The organism is Achromobacter spanius (genome assembly GCF_029637605.1).
GTDB classification, from domain to species: Bacteria; Pseudomonadota; Gammaproteobacteria; order Burkholderiales; family Burkholderiaceae_B; genus Achromobacter; species Achromobacter spanius_E.
In genome coordinates, this window is the sequence record NZ_CP121261.1 from 3,066,334 (window position 1) to 3,081,386 (window position 15,053).

Consider the following 15,053-nt stretch of genomic DNA (forward strand, 5'->3'; position numbering starts at 1 on the left):
GTCCTGTGGGTGATGAGTGAAATTTGGCCGTCTATTTTACCGGCCCTGGTCCGGGCTTCCCATCGTCACTTCTTTGTGCGTAGCCTCTTTGTACGTCACCGCTTCACATCGTCAACACCAGCAGGCGGTCCGGTTGCAGCGGATGCGGGATCACCTGCGCGTCGATGCCGAACGCCAGATACAGGTTGGCGGGGGTCAACACGTCCGTCGGCGTGCCCTGCGCGATATCGCGGCCGCCGCTCAGCAGCAGCAGGCGGTCGCACCAGCGCGCGGCCAGGTTCATGTCGTGCAGGATCACCAGTACGCCCGTATTGCCGTCGTGCGCCAGTTGCCAGGCGCGGCGCAGCAGGTCGCCCTGGTGCTTGGGGTCCAGGCTGGCGGTGGGCTCGTCCAGCAACAGGTAGCGCGCTTCACCGGGCGCGCGCGCGGCGTGGCATTGCACTAGCACGCGCGCGAACTGCACGCGCTGCTGTTCGCCGCCCGATAGTTCGGGATAGCGGCGGCCGCCCAGGTGCGCCGCGTCGGCCAGGTCCAGCGCCTGGGTGACCAGCGCGTCGACCTGGGCGGGCGCCAGTTCGGGAAAGGGGTACGCGCCCATGGCGACCACCTCGCGCACGTCCAGGTCGAAGGTCAGGCCCGGCTTTTGCGGCAGGACGGCGCGGCGCCGCGCTTGCCGCGACAAGGCCATGCCGGCAAGCGCGGCGCCGTCCAGGCTTAACTGGCCGGCATCCGCCGACAGCTCGGCCGCCAGCGCTCCCAGCAGCGTGGACTTGCCCGCACCGTTGGCGCCCAGCAAGCCCACGACTTCGCCAGGGCGTACCGCCAGCGACACATCGGTCAGGATGCGCGTGGCCCCGCGCGACAGCGTCAGTTGGTGTGCGGCCAGCGTCATCCCAGCCTCCGTCCGCGCGCCAGCAGCCACAAAAAGAACGGGCCGCCCACCAGCCCCGTGACCAGGCCGATCGGCAATTCGGCGGGCACGACCACCGTGCGTGCCATCCAGTCGGCCAGCACCAGCGCCAGGCCACCAGCAAGAACCGTGGCGGGCAGCAGCCAGCGGTGATTGGCGCCCAGGGTCATGCGCACCAGATGCGGCACCACCAGCCCTACGAAGACGATGGTGCCGGTGGCCGCCACCAGCGGGCCGACGATCAGCGCGCTGGCCAGCACCAGTTGCGCGCGCACACGCTTGAGCGCGTAGCCCAGGTGCTGGGCCTCGCGCTCGCCCAGCAGCAAGGCGTTCATGACGCGCCATTGGCTGATCAGCCAGGCGCTCATCAGCAGCACCCACGGCCCCAGGAACGCCAGCACATTCCAGTTGGCCCCGCCCAGGCTGCCCATGTTCCAGAACGTCAGGTCGCGCAGTTGCGCATCGGTGGCCACAAAGGTGAACAGCCCGATCACGCTGAACGACATCGCCGTGATGGCCACGCCCGCCAGCAGCAGCCCCGCCACGCCCGGCACGCGCCGGCCCACGGCGTAGGCGCACATCGTGGCCACCAGGCTGCCGACGAATGCCGACGGCGCGGTGATCCAGAAGCCGCCCGAGGTCAGCACGATGGCGGCCACCGCGCCCAAGGCCCCGCCCGCCGATATGCCGATCAGCCCGGGCTCGGCCAGCGGGTTGCGAAACAAGGCCTGCATGGCCGCGCCCGATATCGCCAGCCCCGCGCCTGCCACCACCGCGAACAGCACGCGCGGCAGGCGGATGTCGACAAGCACATTGCGCCACAGGGCGTTGTCCGGCGTGGCCGGGCCCCACAGCAGCGCGGGCAGTTCGCGCAACGGAATCGACACCGCGCCGTGGGCGCTGGCGGCCAGTACGGCCAGCACCAGCGCCACGGCCAAGAGGCCCAAGGCCAAGGGCGCGCTAACGCGCCATGACATGGGCAACCTCTTGCTTGAGCTGGGTCAGCGCCAGGGGCAGGCGCGGTCCCATGCCCAGGATCAACAGGTCGTCCATGACCACCACCCGACGCTTTACCGCCGCCTGAGACCCGGCAATCCCCGGCTGCGCCAGGAATTTTTCCATGCCGCCGCCGGCATCCAGCGACGCCTGCGTCACCACGATCAGGTCCGGCCCCAGCGCGCCGATGGCCTCGGCGGACAAGGGCTTATAGCCTTGCTGGCTGTCCAGCACGTTGACCAGCCCCGCCATACGCATGACCTCGTTGGCGGCGGTGTCGCGGCCCGCGCCCTGCGGCGTGCCAGTGCGGTTCAGCAGCAACAAGGCGCGCGCGCGCGTGGCCGGGATGGCTTCGGCGCGCGCGAGTTCACGGGTGACCTCGTCCACCATGCGCTCGCCCGCGGGCGCGACGCCCAACGCCTCAGCCACGGCGCGGATGCGCGCCTTCAGTGAATCCACCGAGGGCGCATCCGATACGGTGACCACCCGCACGCCAACACCGGCCAAGCGCTTGAGCGCGTCCGGCGGCCCCGCCTGTTCCGACGCCAGCACCAGGTCGGGCTTGAGCGACAACACGCCTTCCACCGGCACGGCGCGGTAATAGCCCACGCGCGGCAGCTTGGTGGCGGCCTCGGGATACAGGCTGGACAGGTCATCGCCCACCAGCCGGTCGCCCTCACCCAAGCCATAGACGATTTCCGTGACGCTGCCGCCCAGGCTCACTACCCGGCTGGGTTCGGCGGCATGCACGCCCACCGCGACAACCCAGCCCAACGCAATTGCCAACCATTTTTTCATCAAGCGTCCTTGGGTCGTTTTCAAGCCGCCAACGGCGCGCCGCACAGGCCCACCATCAATTCGCGCCAGCCCGCCAGTTCCGGCTTGCCGGGCTTGCGCTCGCCAAAGAACTGCACGATCAGATCGCCCGTGGCGGCATACACCTCAAGCGAGGTCACCCAGCCGTCGGACGTGGGCTTGTTCACCACCCAGGCCGACGCGATGGCGGTGGTGTCCAGATGCAGGTTGAACTTCGGGTCCAGCACGTTGTACCAAGGGCCGGTGCGGCGCAGTTGCTGGACGGGGCCGGTATGGATCTGGATCATGCCGCGGTTGCCCACGAAGCACATGATGGACAGGCCCGATTCCGCCGCCGACTGCAACATGCGTTCAACCGATTCCGCCGGCACGGGCTGCGCCAGGTCTTCACCGGCCGCCGCCAACGCCGCCAGGCGCGACACCTTGAACTTGCGCAACAGCGGGAAGAATTCGTGCGTGTCCTTCATGCCCAGCCAGGCTTCGCGCCAGCTTGCGGCGTCGTCGACCTCGTGGGCATCCGTGGCGGGCGCATAGGCTTCGGTGCCAGGCCATTGCGCCTCGCCCGCGAACTTTTCCACCAGCGCGTCGTAGGCGGCGGCATCGGTGGCGTCGGTGCGGTAGACCTTGTGCACCGCCACGCCGGCGCCGTCGAAGAATTGCAGGCTGTGGCGGCCGTCCTGCTCAACTGCCCAGGCGGACTTCCACGCGGTGAAGAACACGCGCAGGTCGATGTCGGGTCCCAGCACCAGGCCCACCGGGCCGTCGGCCTGAATGTCCAGATACGCGCCGTGGCGCTCGTGCACGCACCAGTCGTTGCGCGTCAACGCCATCACTTCGCCCAGCGTGCCCAGTTCGCGGAAGATGGCTTGCGGGGTGCCGTGCAGCGCGGTGGACCTCACACCGCCACAGCCCGCCGCAATCCACTCCGCTTCGGACACGCCCAGCGCCTGCGCCAGGTTGCGGGCGCGCAGGCCCGGCTGCGACGCGGCCAGCGTTTCGTTGCGGGCGCGCAGTGCTTCGGCGCGGGTGTTGAAATCTTGATTCGTCATCGTAGGCCTCCAGCCTTGGGTGTTGCTTGCGCTTCGATATGCAAACTGCCGCCGCCGGACCAATGCCGGCGGCGGCGCGAGATCAATACTGGTACGTCAGCGACACGCGCACGCTGCGTCCCGGTTCCGTGTACCAATCCACCGTGCGCGGCAAGGCGAGCGAACCCGCCGTCGGCACGTTGATGGCTTCCCAATACTTCTTGTCGAACAGGTTGAACACGCCTGCCTGCACTTGCAGCCCCTTCACGGCGGCAGGCCGCCAATAACCCATCAAGTCCACCACACCATAGCCCGGCGCTTGAAAATCGGCATTGGGCGTGGTGGCCGACGCATCGGGGTATTCGACCTTGTCGCGCTTGAGCGCGGTGGTCAGCATGGCGTCCACGCCCCACACATCACGGCCGTAGCCCACGCCCAGAATGGCCTTCAGCGGCGCCACCGAATTCAGGTATTGCCCGGTGCCTTCATCCTTGCCCACGGCCCAGGCCAGCGAGCCCCAGGTACGCCAACCCGGCGAGAACTTCCAGTGCGCGCTGGCCTCGGCGCCATAGATGCGCACCTTGGCGCGGTTGACGTTGCCCGTGATTCCCAGCGGATATTGCCCCGCCCAGCCCGCCTGCCATTGCGGCGAATTGGCGTCCAGCGGCTGATTGCTGTCAATGAAGTTCTGATAGCGGTTATCAAAGAACGATACCGCACCGCCAAGCGCGTCAGACCCGATCTTGGCGCCCAGTTCCCAGCCCTTGCTGGTTTCGGGTTTCAGGTAGGGATTGCCCACGCGCAGATAGGTGCCGGGCCCGCCATAGTTGGTGTAGAGCTGGCTGGCGCTGGGCGCCTTGAAGCCGTAGGCGTACTGCGCGTAGACGCTCAGTTCGTCCATGGCCTTCCACGTGGCCAGCAGCTTGGGCGAAAAGCGGCTGCCGCTGTTGGACGGCGGCAGCGCACCCGCGTTGGGATTGCTGTCGTAGCTGTCGGTGGACTGCGGCTTTTGTTCGTAGTGGTCGTAGCGCAGAGCCGGCATGACGGTGTAGCGGCCGTCGGCGAAGCTGAATTCGTCTTGCACCCACAGCGCCCATTGGTTGCCCTTGGACTGCGGCACGTCGGCCTGGTTGGTATGCAGCATGTCGCAGGCACGCGGGCCGAATAGCGCGGGCAGGCCCGGGGGGATGGCCGGGCAATTGTCGTAGCCGCTGGAATTCTGCTCGGTCTTGTTGCCGTACCATTCGCCGCCCACCGTCCACAGTTGCGACACGGACGTGCCGGCAAAGCGCTTGGTCAGTTCGCCGTTCACGCCGAACAGCGTCTGCTGGATGGAGTTGCTGCGCCCGTAGGGGCCGCTGGGAAAGCCGTAGCGGAACGGGTCGCCGGGAATGATGCGGGCGCGCGAATCCACGCTGCGCACGCCATCCAGTGAGTTGTCCAGCCGCACGCGCTGCCAGTAGACGATGGCGGTGGCCGTGTCGATCAGGCCGCCCGCGCTGGGCGCCTGGTAGGAATAGTCGAACGACACGCGCTCGCGCTCGGTTTCTTTCTTGGTGCTGTTTTCGCCGTACAGGTAGCTGGTGCCCGCGCCCTGCTCGTACATGTTGTCGATGTCGGCATTGCGCTTGAAGGTTTCGCCCGTCAGGCCGAAGCGGTGGCCGCCTTCCACGCGTTGTTGCAGCTTCAGCAGGAAGCTGCGCTGGTCGTAGTCTTCGGGGCTGGGTTCGCTGCGTTGCGGGCCGTAGCCGCCCACGTCGCCCCGGTTGTCCAGGGCATGGCCATTGCGCACGCCCGCCTGCACCAGCCAGAAGGTATTGCTGTGGATCTGCCCCGCCAGCGCCGCGTTGGCGCCCCAGCTTGAATCGGCGGAGTCGTAGTCGGTCTTGGCCAGCGCGCCGAAGGTCTTGCCGTCGGTGAGCAGGTCGGACGGGTCCAGCGTGCGCAGGTCGGCAATGCCCGAGATGGCGCCGGAGCCGCCCCCGGTGGCGTCCGCGCCGCGCACGATGTCCAACCGCGACAGGCTGTTGAAGTCCACGGCTTCCAGGCCGCCCTTCACGCCGCGCGCGCCGTCGTCCAGCCACGGTAGCCGGATGCCGTCCACGCGGGTCAGCACGCGGTCCTGATCCAGGCCACGAATGTTGATGCTGTTGGTGGTTCGGTTGAAGCTCACGCCGGCTTCGGCGCGTTTGCCCAGGTCGCTCCAGTTTTTGATCTGCAAGTCGTCCATGCGTTGCCGGTCGGTGCTGGTTTCCCAGACCGGCGTGATCAACGCGCCCTCACCTTCCACCTTGACGGGCGCCAGTTGCGTCACGCCGGGCTGCGGCGCGGCACGCAGCACGAAGACGCCCGCGCTACGCTCCTGCACGGCCAGGCCACTGCCTTCCAGCAAACGCGCAAAGCCGTCCGCCACGGAGTAGGTGCCTGACAAGCCCGATGTGCGGCGCTGGCCCACCAACGCGGCATCGAACAACACCGTTACGCCCGCGCTGTCGGCAAAGCGCGGCAGCGCCTCGGCCAGCGTGCCCGCCGGAATGCGATAGCTGCGCGCGGCGCTGGCGCTGGCTTGCGTGGTTTGCGCGGATTGCGCCTGGGCGGCGGCCAGCGGCAGCGTCGCGGCGGACACGGCGGCCAACGCCAAGGCGGCGCGCACGGCGCACGTCAGGTGAGTCACGCGATGCGCAGCCTGCGCGGGTCGGGAGCCGCTTGCGCGGCCGGCGGGAAGATAAGCCATGGTCGTCCTTTCGATCCAACGGGTATCGGCATTCGTTTGCCTATACAGACCATGACCCGCGTGATTTTGAAATCGGACAGCTTGCGCGCGGGTATTTTGTAACAGCGCCGTATTCACGCCGACGACGCGCGCGGCCCGATGGTCACCCAATAGGGCGTGCGGTAGCGCACTTGCACCGGCAGGGTCGCGGGCAAGGCGGCCAGCACGGCGTCGGTATCGTTCAGTTGGAAGGCGCCGGATATCCGCAGATGCGCGACTTCGGGGTCGCAGCGCAACACCCCCGGGCGATACCGGCCAAGCTCCACGGCAAAGGCATCCAGACGCAACTGGCTGGCGTGCAGCACCCCGCGCATCCAGTCGCCGGCATGCGGGTCGGCGGGCGACGGGTCGGACACGCCGGCTTCGCTCAGGCTGCCCTGCTGGCCCGCCGCCAGGCTGACGACGCGCCCGCGCCGGCTGAGGCGCACACGGCCTTCCTGCACGCTGACCTGGCATTGCACGCCGTCCTCGCGCACACAAAAGCGCGAAGGCGGGGCTTCGATATCACCCAGGCGGGTGCGGACGACGAAGGGGCGCGGTTGCGCAAAGGGGGCTGCCACGGAGTCGGCCACTGAATCGGCCACGGGATTCGCCACTGAATTACCCACGGGATTTGCGACCGAGTCCGCCACCACATGCACGGCAATTTCGCCAGCGCGCAGCCGCAGCAGCCGCGTGCTGGCATCGAAGGCCACGTCCACCGCGCTGGCGGTATTCAGTTGCAGGGTGGACCCGTCGGCCAGCACCACGTTACGCCGCTCGCCAGCGCCGCTGCGGTAGTCGGCAGTCCAATTCATGGGGTCGGCGCGCCACGCCGCCCACCCCACCGGCCCCGCCACCATCAACGCCACCAAGGTCTTCAAGGCCGCGCGGCGCGATGACAGTTCGGGCCGGTTCAAGGTGGCCATGCCCAGCGCCGACGGGATCAGGCCGAAGCGTTCGTTGACCCGCTGCGCGCGCTGCCAGGCGTGTTCGTGTTCAGCCTTGCTGGCGCGCCATTGATCGCAGGCCTGCACGTCGGCGTCGGTGGCGCGGCCCGAACTCAAGCGCAGCAGCCAGCGCGCGGCTTCGCGCGCCACATTGCGTTCGACGGCGGGCAGTTCGCCGTCCACGCCGTTCAACTCACCGCCATGATGCATTGCTCGAACCCTCTGGCGATGTAGCGGTGCACGGTACGCAGCGACACGTTAAGCCGCTGGGCGATTTCGCCATGGCTCAGGTCTTCCAGCTGCGCCATCAGAAAGGCCTGGCGCGCGGGCAGCGACAGCCCGGCCAGCATTTCGTCAATTTCCTGTAGCGTTTCCAGAATGATCAGGCGCTGCTCGGCGGGCGGCGCAATCTGTTCGGGCATCAGCGCCAGTGCTTCCAGATAGGCGTTTTCGACCGAGCGGCGCCGATGATGATTCAGCAGCAGGCGCTTGGCGATGGTGGTGAGATAGGCGCGCGGTTCACGCAGTGCGTCCAGGTCGTGGCGATGGCGCAGCACGCGCACGAAGGTGTCCTGAGCCAGGTCCGCGGCGTCGAAGGTGTTGCCCAGCTTCGCGCGCAACCAATTTTGCAGCCACCCGTGGTGGCTGCGGTACAGACATTGGACGGTGTCGCCTGAAGCGAGCACAGGGTTCGGCACGACGGGCTCCCAGAACACTACAACACAAATAAAAATCAATCTCATTCTAATTGCAAAACCAGGTTTCCGGTCAAGTCCAAGCGAAACACGGCGGCGGAGATATCATGCGGACAGACCGGCCGCGCCCCGCGGCCCCTTACCGACAGGGCTGGCTCCATGATCTATAGCGTCTTGAAATTCATCCACGTGATTGCCGTGATCCTGTGGGTGGGCGGCATGCTGTTCGCGCACTGTTTCCTGCGGCCGGCGGCCGCGCAGTTGGAACCCAAGACACGCCTGACGCTGATGGCCTCGGTGCTGCGGCCATTTCTGAACGCGGTGCTGGCGGCGATCGTGCTGATTCTGCTGACGGGCGCATGGATGATCGGGCAGGCGGGCAGCCTGGCGGCGCAGACCGGCGGCGAATTCTTCATGCCGCGCAGTTGGACGCTGATGGCGACGGGCGGGCTGGTGATGATGGCCATCTTCGGCCATATCCGGTTCGCGCTGTACAAGCGTCTGGCGCTTGCGGTGGCCGCGTCGGACTGGCCCAAGGGGGGCGAGGCCATGGCGGGAATCCGCCGCTGGGTGGGCGTGAACCTGGTGCTGGGCATCGTCGTCGTGGGCGTGGCGTTCCTGGCGTAGCCAGCCATCGGCCGGGCAGCGGCTGGTATCGGAATTCTTTCGTTTGGTGCAATACGCCGTACATCCGTGGCGGACACACTGGGGATGACTCTCGCGGGTCACGTCAACAACGATAAGGGATTCCCCATGATCAAACGTGCATTGCATCTGGCCGCCCTCGGCCTGTTCGCCACTTCGTTCGCCGCATCGTTCGCCGCCCACGGCGCCGACGCCATCGACAACAGCGCCCTGGACAAGCCCGAGTTCCGCAGCCACAAGGCCACTTACGGCGTGGTGTACCGCCTGCCGCAAGAGGTCAACGCGGTGCTGGATGCCAAGGTGAATGGCGTCTTGAAACAGGACCTGCTGGCGCTGGGCCTGAACACCGAGGCCGCCACGCCCAACCTGCCGCACGTGACGGTGGTGCACATCCACAGTGCCGACCCCGCCACCCCCGCCCGCATGCTCAAGGCGCTGCCCAAGCCGCCCGCGCCCTTGCAGGTCACGTTGAAAACCTTCTACCCGACCGAAGCCGCCAAGGACGCGGGGCACCCGTGGTGGCTGGACCTGGGCGTGGTCAAAAGCGGCCAGGGCTTCGAAGACATGATGCGCTACAACACCGTGGCCACCGCCGCGCTGGCGCCCTTGCGCGACGGCCCCCTGCCGCGCGTGACCGGCCCCGTCTACGCCAAAATGAGTGACGCCGGCCGCGCGCTGGTCAAGACCGTGGGCGTCAGCGGCGTCAATGTGATGCAAGACGGCAAAGAGCTGCGCGCCCATAACCCGCACACCACGCTGGTCTACAGCATGACGCGCTACGACACCCGCTTGCAGGACGCCATGAAGCAGGAATCCGCCAAGTTCAACGCGGCGCTGCCCGACGGCATCAACACCACGTTCAAGGACGTATCCATTGTGGAAATCGGCTTCGCCGGCAACGTCGTGCGCGAGATCTATCGCGTCAGCCTGGAAGACGGCTCGGTGATGGACGTGGCCACGGGCAAGAAGATCGGCGCCTAAGCGCCGACCGCGCTCCGGTGCGGGCCGGGAGGGATTGGGCAAGGATCAGACTGCCGACTGCTGCCATTCCATGGCAGCATTACGCCATCCCCTCACGCGCCCTTTCCCCATGTCCCGCACCGAACGACTTCTGGACCTGCTCCAGACCCTGCGCCGCCACCGCCTGCCCGTCAGCGGGCATCGGCTTGCCGCCGAAATGGGCATCAGCCTGCGCACGCTGTACCGCGACATCGCGACGCTGCAATGCCAGGGCGCGGAGATCGAAGGCGAGCCGGGCGTGGGCTACGTGCTGCGCCCCGGCTTCATGCTGCCGCCGCTGATGTTCAGCACCGAAGAAATCGAGGCGCTGGTGCTGGGCACCCGCTGGGTCGCGGGACGTTCCGACGAGCGCTTAGGGATGGCGGCGCGCAACGCGCTGGCCAAGATCGGCGCCGTATTGCCGCAGGAACTGCGCGATGAGCTGGACGCCATTCCGCTCTTGGTGGCGCCCAGCGCCATCGCGGTGGTGGACCGGATCGACGTGGCGCTGATCCGCCAGGCGATACGCACGGAACACGCCTTGCACATCCGCTACCGCGACGACAAGGGCTCGGATTCCGACCGGGTGATATGGCCGTTTGCCCTGGGCTTTTTCGACAGCGTGCGCATCGTCATGGCCTGGTGCGAGCTGCGGCAGGACTTCCGCCATTTCCGCACCGACCGCATCGCCACGCTGACACCCGGCGAGCGCTATCCCCGCCGCCGCCACGTGCTGCTGAAAGAGTGGCGCGCCATTGCGCAGGAGTCGCAGGATTGCTGAATGCGGAAGTGCTGAATTGCTGAATGGCTGAACTGCATGACGCACGCTACTGCCAAAAACTGACAGCACCCCTGCCTAAGATACGTGCATCCCTCACCCAGGAGCGCGTCATGCCTCGCACAAACCCCGCCGACACCAATCTCGTCATCTTCTACGTTGAAAAGCCGCAGACCAGCGCGGCGTTCTACAGCGCCCTGCTGCAACGTCCGCCCGTTGAAAGCTCGCCCACGTTTGCGCTCTTCGTGCTGGACTCCGGCTTGAAGCTGGGCCTGTGGTCGCGCTACACGGTGGAGCCGGCCGCGGCGGGCCGGGGCGGCGCCTCTGAACTGGCGTTCTGCGTGGCGGATGCCGACGCGCTCAACCAGCGCCATCTTGACTGGAGCCTGCGCGGCCTGCCCATTCTGCAAGCGCCCACCAACATGGATTTCGGCCGCACTTTCGTGGCGCTGGACCCTGACGGCCACCGCCTGCGTGTGTTTGCGCCGGCACGCGAACCAGCCACGGTGGCGGAACCCGCCGACACCGTGGCCGCTCATGCTCTCTGATCCGGCGCGGGCCGCCGGTCAGCCGCGCTGCTGGCGGGCCTGAAGCACAACGGCTTCCCCGCGCTTCTTGAACAGCACCGCATACAGCACGGCCAGGATCAGCAGGAACGGCACCCCGAACACCAAGGTCATCTGGAACACGTTGGTGAAATAGGTGGTGACCAAAATCGCCAGCATCGCCACCGCGCCCAGCAACGTCAGCACCGGAAAGCCGGGCATGCGGAACGACAGCGCGCCGCCGCCTTCCCGTGCCCAGCGGCGGCGATGGCGATGCCGCTGGTGGACAGCAGCAGCGCGTTCAGCGGCGTGCCGCTCTTGGTCAGGCGGCCGAACAACGAGGGCGCATGGCCCGCGCGCGACAGGCTGAACATCATGCGCGTGGTGATGTAAAGCTGGCTGTTCATGGCCGACAAGGCCGCCACCAGCACGATGAAGTTGATGACGCCCGCCGCGCCCGGGATGTCCAGCGCCAGCATCACCTTCACGAAGGGGCTGCCTTCCTTGCCGGCTTCGTTCCAGGGGACGATCGCCAATATCAACGCCAAGGTCAGCAGGTAGAACACGACCAGCCGCACGATAGTGGCGCGAAACGCCTTCTTCACGGCGCGCTCGGGGTCTTCGGCCTCGCCCGCGGCCACCGCGATCATCTCGACGCTCAGGTAGCTGAAAATCGATATCACCACGGCAATCCACATGCCCCACAACCCGTTCGGAAAGAAGCCGCCGTGCGCCGTGTACTGCGCCACGCCGTACTGCGGGTTGCCCCACACCACGTACGCGCCCAGGATGATGAAGGCCACGATGGCGGTAATCTTGATGGTGGAGAACCAGTATTCGATAGTGCCGAACGCCTTGACGCTCATCGCGTTCACCAGGATCAACCCCCCCGAGAACACGCACACCCATAGCCACCCCGGCACATCCGGGAACCAGAAATGCATGTACTCGGCCACGGCGGTCACCTCGGTGCCCACCGCCAGCACCACGCACGACCAGTACGCATAGCGCACCAGAAAGCCGGCCAGCGGGCCGATGTAGTGCTCGGCATAGGCGCCGAACGACCCCGAGGTGGAATGCGCCACCGTCATTTCCGCCAGGCAGCCCATCAGCAGCAGCGTGATCAGCCCGCCAATGGCGTAGCTGATGATGACGCTGGGTCCGGCAAAGCCGATGGCGAATTTACTGCCCAGAAACAGGCCCGTGCCGATGGCCCCGCCGATGGCGATCATGCTCATCTGGCCCGAAGTCAGGCGCCGCTTGAGCCCCTGTTCGCGTTCGGCGATCTGGCCGAATCCTTGTGATTTTTTCATTGTCTCCTCCTGTATTGCGCTCGCTTTATGGTTGTGATGCCGGTTCGGCCCAGCGAGCTTGGGCCACGCTCTCTGGCGTTCAGGTCACGGCCGAGCGTTGCTTGAATTCCGGCTTGTCCCAGGCGCGCGTGTCCAGCACGTCTTTCAGGATGTCCACCGCGTCCCAGACGTCGGCATGGCCGAAGTACAGCGGCGTCAGGCCAAAGCGCAGCACTTCGGGTTCGCGGTAATCGCCGATCAGGCCGCGCGCGATCAGCGCCTGCATGACCTCGTAGCCGTTGGGATGCAGGAAGCTCACGTGGCTGCCGCGTTCAGCGTGCGTGCGCGGCGTGACGAGCTTCAGCGGATGGTCCGCGCAGCGTTCCTCAACCAGCTTGATGAACAGGTCGCCCAGCGCCAGCGATTTCTCGCGCACCTGCGCCATGTCGGCGGCCTGCGCCACGTCCAGCCCGCATTCCACCAGCGACAAGGACACGATGGGCTGGGTGCCACACAGGTAGCGGCGGATGCCGCCGGCCGGCTCGTAAGCCACGGCCATGTCGAACGGCCGCGTATGGCCCCACCAGCCGGACAGCGGCTGCCAGAAGTCCTTGGTGTGGCGCGGGGCCACCCAGATGAAAGCCGGCGAGCCGGGGCCGCCGTTCAAGTACTTATAGGTGCAGCCCACGGCGAAGTCGGCGTTGGCGCCGTTCAGATCCACCGGCACCGCGCCGGCCGCGTGCGCCAGGTCCCAGATGGTGAGCGCGCCGCGCTCGTGCGCCAGCGCGGTCACCGAGGCCATGTCGTGCATCTGGCCGCTGCGATAGTTGACGTGCGACAGCAGCATGACGGCAACCGAGTCGTCCAGCGCCTTGTCCAGCGGCAGTTCGTCGTCGATCAGGCGCATCTCGTAGCCCTGTTGCAGCAGGTCGATCATGCCCTGGACCATGTAGAGATCGGTCGGGAAGTTGTCGCGTTCGGACAGGATGACGCGGCGTGCCGGCTGCTGTTGCTGCTGGATGCGCAGCGCGGCGGCCAGCGCCTTGAAGATGTTCAGCGAGGTGGTGTCGGTAACCACCATTTCACCGTCGCGCGCGCCCAACAGGCTGCCCAGCTTATTGCCCAGGCGCGCGGGCAGTTCGAACCAGCCGGCCGTGTTCCAGCTGCGGATCAGGTCGGTGCCCCATTCCTGCGTGATCACGCCGGCGGCGCGGGCGGCGGCGCCCTTGGGCATCACGCCCAGCGAATTGCCATCCATATAGAGCACGCCAGGCGGCAGCTCGAAGCGGTCTTTCAGGGGGGCCAGGGGGTCTTTCCGGTCTGCGGCGACGCAGTCTTCGCGGGTAGTCATGCGGTGCTCCTTCGGGCAATATGCTGCAAACAGGATAGCAGCGCGCCAGGGCCGAAAAATTGCAAAAACAGGCGTGGCTTACCCTAGGAATCCGCATTGAATTGCGCTGAATTTCAATTATTAGAATTGGATTGCACCATGCATCTAGACGCCACCGACCAACGCATTCTGTACCGCCTGCAAGAGAACGGGCAGCTCAGCAACCAGGACCTGGCCGAGCAGGTGGCGCTGTCGCCATCGGCATGCCTGCGCCGCGTGCGGGCGCTGGAGGAAGCCGGGTTCATTCGCCACTACCGGGCGGTGCTGGACGCCGACAAGCTGGGCTTTGAACTGGAAGCCATCGTCCACGTGTCGCTGGACCAGTCGAACCCGGGATGGCACGAGGCCTTTCTGGCCGGCATCGCGGCGCACGACGAAATCACCGAAGCCAGCATCGTGACCGGCGCGTCGAATTACATCTTGTCGGTGCGCACCCGCAACCTGGCGGCGTTCTCGCAGTTTGTCGAAGACAAGCTGAGCAAGATCGCGGGCGTGCGCGACCTGTGTTCGCATATCGTCATGCGCAAAGTGAAAGACCGGGGCGGCATGCTGCCGCTGGCTGCGTGGCGCTAGGCCGCACCGAATCGTAGAAATCCAAACACCGTGACGAAGTGGCAGGCCGAGCCCACCATCACGAACAGATGCCAGATGCCGTGGGCATGGCGCCAACGTTTGTCTTTCACGTAGAACAGCGTGCCCACCGTGTACGCGGCCGCGCCCGCCAGTAACCAGGCCAGGCCCGCCGACGACAAGGCGCCCGCGATCGGGGCGGCGAATATCACCCCCAGCCAGCCCATGGCCAGGTACAGCGGCAGGGCCGGCGCCGCGCCGCGCGCCCACCACAGTTCACGGCTGATGCCGATGGCCGCCAGCAGCCATATCGCCACGCCCATGGCCGCGCTCCAGGCGTGATCCACGGGGCCGAAGGCCAGCGGTGTGTAGGTGCCCGCAATCAACAGGTAGATGGCGCAGTGGTCGGCCTTGGCCCAGCGCGCCTTGTAGCGGCCGCGCGTGCAGTGATACAGCACCGACGAGGCATACACCGCGATCATCGACGCCGCGAACACGGCGCAACTGATGATCTGCCGCGTATCCACGTTCAGTTCCGCCGCGCGCGCGATCAGCGCGCCGGACGCGGCCACGGCCATCGCCAGGCCCGCCAGATGCGTGGCGCCATTGAGTCGTTCGCCTTCGTACATGTGTCCTCCCAGCGCGCCGGTGCCAAGCCGGCCCAGGCCATCATGGGCCCGCCGTGTG

14 protein-coding genes and 1 pseudogene are annotated in these 15,053 nt (G+C 66.8%); 5 read left to right on the top strand and 10 right to left on the bottom strand.

The features are described 5' to 3' along the window. Positions 1-103 precede the first annotated feature (103 nt). The 7 genes from P8T11_RS13670 to P8T11_RS13700 all read right to left on the bottom strand — a co-directional run bounded on the left by P8T11_RS13670 (position 104) and on the right by P8T11_RS13700 (position 8,150). Positions 104-892, bottom strand: a complete 789-nt coding sequence (locus P8T11_RS13670; RefSeq protein ID WP_268081441.1) for a heme ABC transporter ATP-binding protein — start codon at positions 890-892, stop codon at positions 104-106. Continuing rightward, positions 889-1,887, bottom strand: a complete 999-nt coding sequence (locus P8T11_RS13675; protein WP_268081440.1) for a FecCD family ABC transporter permease — start codon at positions 1,885-1,887, stop codon at positions 889-891. The genes P8T11_RS13670 and P8T11_RS13675 overlap by 4 nt, the downstream gene beginning before the upstream one ends. Continuing rightward, entirely contained in the window at positions 1,871-2,704 is an 834-nt protein-coding gene (locus P8T11_RS13680; protein WP_268081439.1) for a heme/hemin ABC transporter substrate-binding protein, read from the bottom strand. The genes P8T11_RS13675 and P8T11_RS13680 overlap by 17 nt, the downstream gene beginning before the upstream one ends. 20 nt (positions 2,705-2,724) lie before the next feature. Then, the gene (locus P8T11_RS13685; protein ID WP_268081438.1) at positions 2,725-3,771 is read right to left on the bottom strand and encodes a hemin-degrading factor; all 1,047 of its coding nucleotides are present in this window, start codon (positions 3,769-3,771) and stop codon (positions 2,725-2,727) included. Positions 3,772-3,853: 82 nt separating this feature from the next. Then, positions 3,854-6,484, bottom strand: a complete 2,631-nt coding sequence (locus P8T11_RS13690; protein WP_268081437.1) for a TonB-dependent receptor — start codon at positions 6,482-6,484, stop codon at positions 3,854-3,856. Positions 6,485-6,597: 113 nt separating this feature from the next. After that, a complete protein-coding gene (locus P8T11_RS13695; protein WP_268081436.1) occupies positions 6,598-7,662 on the bottom strand; it encodes a FecR domain-containing protein in 1,065 nt (354 codons plus the stop codon). Further along, on the bottom strand, positions 7,641-8,150 hold the full coding sequence (locus P8T11_RS13700) for a sigma-70 family RNA polymerase sigma factor (protein WP_050450060.1): 510 nt from the start codon (positions 8,148-8,150) through the stop codon (positions 7,641-7,643). Before P8T11_RS13700 ends, P8T11_RS13695 begins: the two co-directional genes overlap by 22 nt. 156 nt (positions 8,151-8,306) lie before the next feature. Here P8T11_RS13700 and P8T11_RS13705 point away from each other — a divergent pair, with 156 nt between their 5' ends. From P8T11_RS13705 to P8T11_RS13720, 4 genes are all read left to right on the top strand, one after another. Then, a complete protein-coding gene (locus P8T11_RS13705) occupies positions 8,307-8,774 on the top strand; it encodes a CopD family protein (RefSeq protein ID WP_268081435.1) in 468 nt (155 codons plus the stop codon). Positions 8,775-8,900: 126 nt separating this feature from the next. Further along, the gene (locus P8T11_RS13710) at positions 8,901-9,773 is read left to right on the top strand and encodes a hypothetical protein (protein ID WP_268081434.1); all 873 of its coding nucleotides are present in this window, start codon (positions 8,901-8,903) and stop codon (positions 9,771-9,773) included. Positions 9,774-9,882: 109 nt separating this feature from the next. Then, positions 9,883-10,572, top strand: coding sequence for a helix-turn-helix transcriptional regulator (locus P8T11_RS13715; protein WP_268081432.1), 690 nt, complete (start codon positions 9,883-9,885; stop codon positions 10,570-10,572). 110 nt (positions 10,573-10,682) lie between these two features. Continuing rightward, on the top strand, positions 10,683-11,117 hold the full coding sequence (locus P8T11_RS13720) for a VOC family protein (protein WP_268081431.1): 435 nt from the start codon (positions 10,683-10,685) through the stop codon (positions 11,115-11,117). 18 nt (positions 11,118-11,135) lie between these two features. Here P8T11_RS13720 and P8T11_RS13725 read toward each other — a convergent pair. Continuing rightward, positions 11,136-12,427 (bottom strand): annotated as a pseudogene (locus P8T11_RS13725) (amino acid permease). Positions 12,428-12,506: 79 nt separating this feature from the next. Then, positions 12,507-13,757: a kynureninase gene (gene kynU, locus P8T11_RS13730; protein ID WP_268081430.1), complete on the bottom strand. Its 1,251-nt coding sequence runs from the start codon at positions 13,755-13,757 to the stop codon at positions 12,507-12,509. 138 nt (positions 13,758-13,895) lie between these two features. Between kynU and P8T11_RS13735 the strand changes: the two genes are divergently transcribed. Then, entirely contained in the window at positions 13,896-14,369 is a 474-nt protein-coding gene (locus P8T11_RS13735) for an Lrp/AsnC family transcriptional regulator (protein ID WP_268081429.1), read from the top strand. Here the strand turns inward: P8T11_RS13735 and trhA are convergent. Further along, positions 14,366-14,995, bottom strand: coding sequence for a PAQR family membrane homeostasis protein TrhA (gene trhA, locus P8T11_RS13740; protein ID WP_268081428.1), 630 nt, complete (start codon positions 14,993-14,995; stop codon positions 14,366-14,368). The genes P8T11_RS13735 and trhA overlap by 4 nt on opposite strands. Positions 14,996-15,053: the final 58 nt, after the last annotated feature.